Origin of the sequence: Benzoatithermus flavus (assembly GCF_037908215.1) — a bacterium.
Taxonomy (GTDB): Bacteria; Pseudomonadota; Alphaproteobacteria; order Geminicoccales; family Geminicoccaceae; genus Benzoatithermus; species Benzoatithermus flavus.
The window spans coordinates 1-591 of record NZ_JBBLZC010000109.1; the positions used below are offsets into that span (position 1 = coordinate 1).

General features: G+C 66.8%; 1 pseudogene. It reads right to left on the bottom strand.

Annotated features, from left to right (window positions below):
* Nucleotides 1-591 (bottom strand): annotated as a pseudogene (locus tag U1T56_RS24345) (IS5 family transposase); the annotation flags it as partial.

The window sequence follows — 591 nt, forward strand, 5'->3', positions numbered from 1 at the left end:
GGCGGTCGTAGCGGGTGGCGAAGCGACGGAAGTGCTTGAGCTTGTTGAAGCAGCGCTCGACTTGGTTTCGGAGCTTGTAGGTGGTCTGGTCGTAGGGGATCGGCTGCTTTCGTGATCGGGTCGAGGGGATGACGATCTCGGCGCCCATCTCGGTGATGGCTTGGCGCAGGTCGTTGTTGTCGTAAGCCCGGTCGGCGAGGACGGCCTTGGCCTGGAAGCCGGCGAGCAGCGCCTTGGCGGTGAGGTTGTCGTGCCGCTGGCCGGCCGTCAGCATGAAGCGGAGCGGCCGGCCCAGGCCGTCGCAGACCATGTGGATCTTGGTCGTCAGACCGCCTCGGGAACGCCCCAGCGCCTGAGTTTGGGCCCCCCTTTCCGGCGGCCGCCTGCTGGTGGACGCGGACCAGGGTGGTGTCGAGCATCAGGTACTCATTGTCCCGATCCCGGATCAGCTCAGCGAACACCTTCTCCCACACGCCAGCCTTGGCCCAGCGGGTGAACCGGGCGTGGACGCTCTTCCACTTGCCGTAGCGCTCCGGCAGGTGCTGCCAGTGGGCTCCCGACCGCAGCACCCAGAGCACCCCGTTCACGAAC